Origin of the sequence: Streptomyces silaceus, from assembly GCF_001419745.1 — a bacterium.
Lineage (GTDB): Bacteria > Actinomycetota > Actinomycetes > Streptomycetales > Streptomycetaceae > Streptomyces > Streptomyces silaceus.
The window spans coordinates 1-2,414 of the sequence record NZ_LIRJ01000496.1 but is presented as its reverse complement, the minus strand read 5'-3'; the positions used below and the strand labels follow the sequence as shown (position 1 = coordinate 2,414).

Below are 2,414 nucleotides of genomic sequence, written 5' to 3'. Positions count from 1 at the left end.
CCTACGTGCCGATCCCGCCCCGCCCCGCTCCCGTCGGCGGGCTGGGGACCGCCGCCATGCTGTTGTTCGGCGGTGTCGCCGGGCTCGCGCTGGTGCGGCTGGTCGCGGACTTCGATCTGTACGACACGCTGGGCAGCAGCTGGTACGCCTTCTACCGGGACGACGACGTCGGCGCCTTCTGGGGGCTCGCCGTCTTCCTGCTCCTGCTGGGGTTCCTCGGGGCGATCCCCGTCTTCCTGACCTGGTTCCACCGCGTCCGGACGAACGCGGAGGTGTTCGCGCCGGGGCGGCACCGCCAGTCGCCGGGCATGGCGATCGGCGCCTGGTTCATCCCGTTCGCCAACTGGTGGATACCGAAGCAGATGACGGACGACATCATCGCGGTCAGTGACCCCGCGGGGGCCCGTCCGGCCCCGGCCCCGGCGTCGTACGGCCAGTACGGTCCCTACGGTCCGTACGGCAGCGAGCAGGCGCCGTACCGGCCGGGGCAGGGCGCCGTCACCGCGTGGTGGGTCACCTGGGTCGTGTCCAGCGTGACGAGCGCGATCGGGTGGCTGCTGCTCTTCGCCGCCGACGGGGGCGACATCGGCCAGGGCCGCTCCGCCCTGGTGATGTTCATGCTCTCGGACGCGGCGCTGATGGCCGCCGGTATCTGCGGCATCCTCATGATCCGCGTGGTCACCACCATGCAGGACCTGCGCCTGGGCTTCGTCCGCCCCGGCATGCCCGCACCCCCGCCGCCGGGCCCACCGCGCTGGTGATCACGGCTCGGCCGAGGAGCGCCCCGCGCGGGCGACTACGCTTGAGGGTCGATCGATCCCCCCTGTCAGGAGTGAAATGGCCGTCAATCTGGTCAATGTCGAGGCAGTCAGCAAGGTGTACGGCACCCGTGCCCTGCTCGACGGCGTCTCACTCGGCGTGTCCGAGGGGGACAGGATCGGCGTCGTCGGGCGCAACGGCGACGGGAAGACCACCCTGATCCGGATGCTCGCCAAGCTGGAGGAGGCGGACACCGGACGCGTCACGCACAGCGGCGGGCTGCGGCTCGGCGTGCTGACGCAGCACGACTCGCTGGACCCCGAGGCCACCGTCCGGCACGAGGTCATCGGCGACCTCGCCGACCACGAGTGGGCGGGCAGCGCCAAGATCAGGGACGTGCTGACCGGCCTGTTCGGCGGGCTCGACCTCCCGGGATTCCCGCAGGGGCTCGACACGGTCATCGGCCCGCTCTCCGGTGGTGAGCGCCGCCGTATCGCGCTGGCCAAGCTGCTCATCGCCGAGCCCGACCTGATCGTCCTCGACGAGCCGACCAACCACCTCGACGTGGAGGGCATCGCCTGGCTCGCGGGTCATCTGCGGGCGCGCCGCTCGGCGCTCGTGTGCGTGACGCACGACCGGTGGTTCCTCGACCAGGTCTGCACCCGCATGTGGGACGTGCAGCGCGGCTCCGTCTTCGAGTACGAGGGCGGGTACTCGGACTACGTGTTCGCGCGCGCCGAGCGCGAGCGCATCGCCGCCACCGAGGAGGTCAAGCGGCAGAACCTCATGCGCAAGGAGCTGGCCTGGCTGCGCCGCGGCGCCCCCGCCCGCACCAGCAAGCCGAGGTTCCGCATCGAGGCCGCCAACGCGCTGATCGCCGACGTGCCGCCGCCGCGCGACACCAGCGAGCTGATGAAGTTCGCGACGACGCGGCTCGGCAAGACCGTCTTCGACCTGGAGGACGTGTCCGTCCAGGCCGGCCCCAAGATGCTGCTCAAGCACCTGACCTGGCAGCTCGGCCCCGGCGACCGCATCGGCCTGGTCGGGGTGAACGGCGCGGGCAAGACCTCCCTGCTGCGCGCCATGGCGGAGGCGGCCCGCAGCCAGGGCGACGTGCAGCCCGCCGCGGGGAAGATCGTCGTCGGCAAGACCGTGAAGCTGGCGTACCTGTCGCAGGAGGTCGCCGAGCTGAAGCCGACGCTGCGGGTCCTCGAAGCCGTGCAGCAGGTGCGCGAGCGCGTCGACCTCGGCAAGGGCCGCGAGATGACCGCGGGACAGCTCTGCGAGACGTTCGGGTTCAACAAGGAGAAGCAGTGGACGCCGGTCGGCGACCTCTCCGGTGGTGAGCGGCGCAGGCTGCAGCTGCTGCGGCTCCTGATGGACGAGCCGAACGTCCTCTTCCTCGACGAGCCGACGAACGACCTCGACATCGAGACGCTGACCCAGCTCGAGGACGTGCTCGACGGGTGGCCCGGCTCCATGGTCGTGATCTCCCACGACCGGTTCTTCGTCGAGCGGACGACGGACAAGGTGTTCGCGCTTCTGGGTGACGCCACGATGCGGATGCTGCCGCGCGGCATCGACGAGTACCTGGAGCGCAGGCAGCGCATGGCGGAGGCCGCCACCGCCGCGGCCCCGGCCGCCGCGCCCGCGAA

2 protein-coding genes are annotated in these 2,414 nt (G+C 71.3%); both read left to right on the top strand.

Annotated features, from left to right (window positions below; all coding sequences use genetic code 11):
- Positions 1-761, top strand: a 761-nt coding sequence (locus AOK22_RS35235; protein WP_208606488.1) for a DUF4328 domain-containing protein, incomplete at its 5' end; no start/stop codon positions are given.
- Positions 762-837: 76 nt separating this feature from the next.
- On the top strand, positions 838-2,414 hold a 1,577-nt coding region (locus AOK22_RS35230), incomplete at its 3' end, for an ABC-F family ATP-binding cassette domain-containing protein (RefSeq protein WP_055702775.1).